This is a genomic window from Enterobacter sp. 342, assembly GCF_036663495.1.
Lineage (GTDB): Bacteria > Pseudomonadota > Gammaproteobacteria > Enterobacterales > Enterobacteriaceae > Enterobacter.
Map to the genome: position 1 here is coordinate 1 of NZ_JAWUEI010000080.1, position 4,327 is coordinate 4,327.

General features: G+C 60.5%; 8 protein-coding genes. All 8 read left to right on the forward strand.

What is annotated here, in order from left to right:
* Window positions 1-120 precede the first annotated feature (120 nt).
* The 8 genes from V6E55_RS25035 (at window position 121) to V6E55_RS25070 (ending at window position 4,157) form a co-directional block, all read left to right on the forward strand.
* Window positions 121-411, forward strand: coding sequence for a nucleotidyltransferase family protein (locus V6E55_RS25035; RefSeq protein ID WP_001247892.1), 291 nt, complete (start codon window positions 121-123; stop codon window positions 409-411).
* Window positions 408-809, forward strand: a complete 402-nt coding sequence (locus V6E55_RS25040; protein ID WP_001293886.1) for a HepT-like ribonuclease domain-containing protein — start codon at window positions 408-410, stop codon at window positions 807-809. The genes V6E55_RS25035 and V6E55_RS25040 overlap by 4 nt, the downstream gene beginning before the upstream one ends.
* The gene (locus tag V6E55_RS25045) at window positions 799-1,155 is read left to right on the forward strand and encodes a cupin domain-containing protein (RefSeq protein WP_000215515.1); all 357 of its coding nucleotides are present in this window, start codon (window positions 799-801) and stop codon (window positions 1,153-1,155) included. Before V6E55_RS25040 ends, V6E55_RS25045 begins: the two co-directional genes overlap by 11 nt.
* Before the next feature lie 254 nt (window positions 1,156-1,409).
* Window positions 1,410-1,736, forward strand: a complete 327-nt coding sequence (locus tag V6E55_RS25050) for a hypothetical protein (RefSeq protein ID WP_003100858.1) — start codon at window positions 1,410-1,412, stop codon at window positions 1,734-1,736.
* Window positions 1,733-2,233, forward strand: a complete 501-nt coding sequence (locus tag V6E55_RS25055; RefSeq protein ID WP_003100856.1) for a hypothetical protein — start codon at window positions 1,733-1,735, stop codon at window positions 2,231-2,233. Before V6E55_RS25050 ends, V6E55_RS25055 begins: the two co-directional genes overlap by 4 nt.
* Complete coding sequence (locus tag V6E55_RS25060) at window positions 2,230-2,601, forward strand: hypothetical protein (protein ID WP_003100853.1); 372 nt, start codon at window positions 2,230-2,232, stop codon at window positions 2,599-2,601. Before V6E55_RS25055 ends, V6E55_RS25060 begins: the two co-directional genes overlap by 4 nt.
* A complete protein-coding gene (locus V6E55_RS25065) occupies window positions 2,595-3,152 on the forward strand; it encodes a recombinase family protein (protein WP_003100847.1) in 558 nt (185 codons plus the stop codon). The genes V6E55_RS25060 and V6E55_RS25065 overlap by 7 nt, the downstream gene beginning before the upstream one ends.
* A 36-nt stretch (window positions 3,153-3,188) precedes the next feature.
* Complete coding sequence (locus V6E55_RS25070) at window positions 3,189-4,157, forward strand: magnesium and cobalt transport protein CorA (RefSeq protein ID WP_032640602.1); 969 nt, start codon at window positions 3,189-3,191, stop codon at window positions 4,155-4,157.
* The last annotated feature ends 170 nt before the right edge of the window (window positions 4,158-4,327 follow it).

Here is a 4,327-nt window from a genome sequence, read left to right on the forward strand (position 1 = left end):
AATGGGTTCATGTGCAGCTCCATCAGCAAAAGGGGATGATAAGTTTATCACCACCGACTATTTGCAACAGTGCCCTTGATTGCATATCATCTCAACGAGTTTCGATAAGAAAGGATGCGCATGCGACCGTCTGTTGTGCTTGACATGAAGCGAAGCGCAGTGCGTGAAGCGGTAGGCCGCTTTCGCGCCGCGAACCCGCGCGTCTTCGGCTCGGTGCTGCATGGCACCGACCGGGATGGCAGCGACCTCGACCTGTTGGTCGATGCGCTGCCCGGTGCCACGTTGTTGGACTTGGGCGATTTGGAAGAAGAACTGAAATCGCTGCTCGGCGTTGACGTCGATCTGCTGACTCCCGGCGACCTGCCGCCGAAGTTCCGGGCCAAGGTGCTCGCGGAGGCGCAACCGATATGAGCGAGAACCGCCTGCCCGATTACCTCGACCACATTCAGCAGGCCGCAACCGATGCGCGCAGCTTCGTGGAAGGGATGGCCAAGGACGACTTCTTGGCCGACAAGCGCACCCAGCAGGCCGTCATCATGAGCCTGATCGTCATCGGCGAGGCGGCCACAAAGGTGATGGATGGCTACGTCGAGTTCACCCAGGCGCATGCCGACGTGCCGTGGCGCAGCATGCGCAATATGCGTAATCGCATGGCTCACGGCTATTTCGACATCAACCTCGATGTGGTGTGGGAGACGGTACAGGAATGGCTGCCGGCGTTGCTCCAGCAATTGCCCGCCGTGCGTCAGGATGCCGACGATGAAGACCGTAACGACAACTGTGAAAGAGGGATCTCCGATGACTGTTGAATCGAGAATATTTTCTGTAGCCGAGTATGTTCAGCCGTCCGAAGGCGAGCCTATTCGTTCCGTTGTGCTTGAAACCCGAGACTCAATTATCGTGGTTTGGCATGTCCATCCCGGGCAGGAAATTGCGGCTCACATTCATCCTCACGGCCAAGACACGTGGACTGTTTTGTCGGGAATGGCTGATTACTTTCAGGGCAATGGGATTGTTCGTGCCCTCAGGGAAGGTGAGATAGCCGTGGCAAGACCGGGCCAAGTGCACGGGGCGCGAAATACAGGTACCGAGCCATTTGTGTTAGTCTCGGTTGTGGCATCAGCCAATGCCGGTTTCGTATTGGCTGAGCGATAGAGCCCAATCTCTGGAGTTGGTCCAATGAGCGGTCGGGGAGATAGGTAACAGACATGCAGCGGACACGGCTGCTAAACCAGGTCGCAAACCTCCTTGCGTCGCAGCGTGCCGCAAGCGACGCGATCAATCGAATGGGGTCGGCATGAGACTGAACACCATCCAGTTCCCGACCGCGTAGCCGCCTGTCCTGCCGATCAGGTCTTGACCATCGACGCCTGGGATCAGTCCTGAATGTTCTTGGAGACCACTACGTTATGAGCCGCAGCCGCCGCAAAACACCCATCGTCGGGCACACGACCTGCGGCAGCGAGCGCGAGGACAAGAAGCTCTGGCATCAGCGCTGGCGCACCCGTGAGCGCACGGCGCTGACCAGCGCGTCGCCCGAAGCCCTGAGCGCCCATCTGCCCCTGCTGGAAAACCAGGCCAGCAGCGTCTGGTCGATGGGCAAGGATGGCCGCTCCTACTGGCCCGTCAAGCGCCAGGCCGCCACGGCGGATCGCATCGCCAATCACAAGGGACGCAACCCGCAAGAACGCGCCTCCCTGAAAAAGCGCCTGCTGCGCAAGTGGATGAGCAAATGAAGCTCTCCTTCCATCAGCACATTGCGCTGTTCTGGATGATCGGTGCTCCGGGCGTCTTCGCGCCCGTGATCGAGAACGCCAAGCGGCCCGATGCCGGCGCCGTCATGGCGTGGGGTGTCGCGATCGTGGCGGTGATGATCCTCTTCACCCCTTTGCTGCTGCGCTGTCCACCATTCCGGCGCTGGTATGGCCGGACGGATGCGCTGTCGGAGCGGCAGCGCCAGGCGCTTGCCGAGCGCGGCCTGCGCCGCTACTACCAGACCGCTTTCGATGACGGCTACGTGCCCCGCGTGATGCCCTACGTGTGGCGCATCATCTGGACGGTCGGCGGGTTGATGGCTGTGACCGCCGTACTGCCTACCAACACCGGACGGCCAGCCTTCGATGCCTTGGTGGTCTTCTCGACCTGGTATCCGATAGGCGTGATGCTGCTGGTTTTCGCGTCGAGGCCCCTTGGCCGGTTGATTCGCCAAAGAGCACAGGAGCGGCGGAAATGAGCACGTCAACCATCGAGGCGCTGGCCAGCGCCTGGGCAAGGATTGCCGAGGAAGCGGAATTCCCCGCTGACTACGAGGGGACTGCCACACCACAAGCGCATCGGGCTAGCGAAGCTATTCAGGAGCAGATTCGGGAGCGCATCGTCGCCACCAACGACATGCGGCTGTTCAGCCTGCTGCACCTGCTGGGTCAGGCGTCGCTGCGCATGGAGCAAGCGCTGTGGCCGGAGGATTACGAGCGGATGACGCGCGAGGTTGAGGAAGCCCTGCGGCAAGCCACCGACGCCAACGCCAGATCGTACACCCACGAAGAAGTGATGCAGGCGATGCAGGAACGCATCGACCGGGCGCGAGACAAGCCATGTTGATTGGCTATGCGCGCGTCTCGACGCAGGATCAGAACCTGGAGCTGCAACGCGAAGCCTTGAGCAAGGCCGGATGTAAAAAGGTCTTCGAGGACAAGGTGAGTGGCACGCGGGCAGACCGGCCTGGCTTGGCCAAGACGCTCGAAATGCTGCGCGAAGGCGATACTTTGGTCGTCTGGAAGCTCGACCGGCTGGGCCGGTCGGTCAAGCAACTGGTCGATCTGGTCGGCGATCTGCACAAGCACGGTGTCCAGTTCAGGAGCCTCACCGACTCCATCGACACCGGCACACCATCCGGGCGGTTCTTCTTCCACGTCATGGCGAGCCTTGCCGAAATGGAGCGCGAGCTGACCGTCGAGCGCACCCGCGCCGGGCTGGAAGTCGCCAAGCAGCTCGGCCGCAAAGGCGGCCGCAAGCCGAAGATGACCGACAGCAAGATCGAGTCGGCCAAGAAGCTGCTGGCCAGCGGGGTGCCGCCCAAGGACGTGGCCAAGAACCTCGGCGTGTCCATTCCGACGCTGTACCGCTGGGTGCCAGCCTCCACGCACGCTTAGCGTGCTTTATTTTCCGTTTTCTGAGACGACCCCTGCATGACCATTATCGCCGCATATTATTACAACGAAGGTAAGCGAGTCCGTGAAATCAGGCTCGATGAGCACGTCGAACTAAACGAGAATCGCTCGGGCTTCTGCTGGATCGCGCTTAGCGAGCCCACCGCAGACGAACTCAGCGCGATCCAGACGACGTATAACCTCCATCCTTTGGCGATCGACAACGCCATGCACCCGCTGTGCCCGCCCAAGCTCGAGGTCTACAACGATGAGTTGTACGTCGTCGCCCAGACCGCCGAGCTGGTCGGCGACCGGATCAGCTACGGCAAGATGGCGATCTTCACCGGTCACAATCACCTTATCACCGTGCGGCACGGCAATGCCGGAGCGCTGGGCAAACTTCGGGAGCAACTCGAGGCATCGCCGACGCAGTTCGGCAAGGGTGTCGACTATGTGCTGCACGCGATCTTGCACCGAGTGGTCGACCAGTATCTGCCCATCTTCGAAATGATCGAGGACGACGTCCTGGCGATGGAGCGACGGTCGCTGCACGATTTCCTCGAGCCAGAAGAGGTGGCGCGAATCTTCGAACTAAGGTCCGAACTCACGCGGTTCCAGCGCACGCTCGGGGCTATGGCCGAGCTGGTGCGAAAGCTCGTTCGCGGCCACTTTCCCTGCATCAGCGCCGAAATGACACCATATTTCCACGACGTCGCGGACCATGTCCACCGCGTGCAGTCCATGGTCGACGGCCTCCTGCTTGTCCTGTCCACGGTCTTCGAGGCCAGCAGCCTTCTGGAAGCGCAAAGGATCGGTGTGGTCACTCGCCAGCTCGCGGCCTGGGCGGCGATCTTGGCGGTCCCGACGGCGATCGCCGGAATATATGGCATGAACTTCAAGCACATGCCGGAACTGGACACGCCATATGGCTACTTCGTCGTGCTCGGAGTGATAGCGGTGTTCTGCCTTCTCCTATTCATGCGCTTCAAGAAGGCCAAGTGGCTATGAGTAACGCACTTCGCGAGCTTCTCCGTCCGCCGAGTCACAGCGCGCTTTGTGCGCGAGCGTGTCCAATCCAGTTCAAGATGAAGGTGCTTCCATGGGCACTGTTGCAAAGTTAGCGATGAGGCAGCCTTTTGTCTTATTCAAAGGCCTTACATTTCAAAAACTCTGCTTAC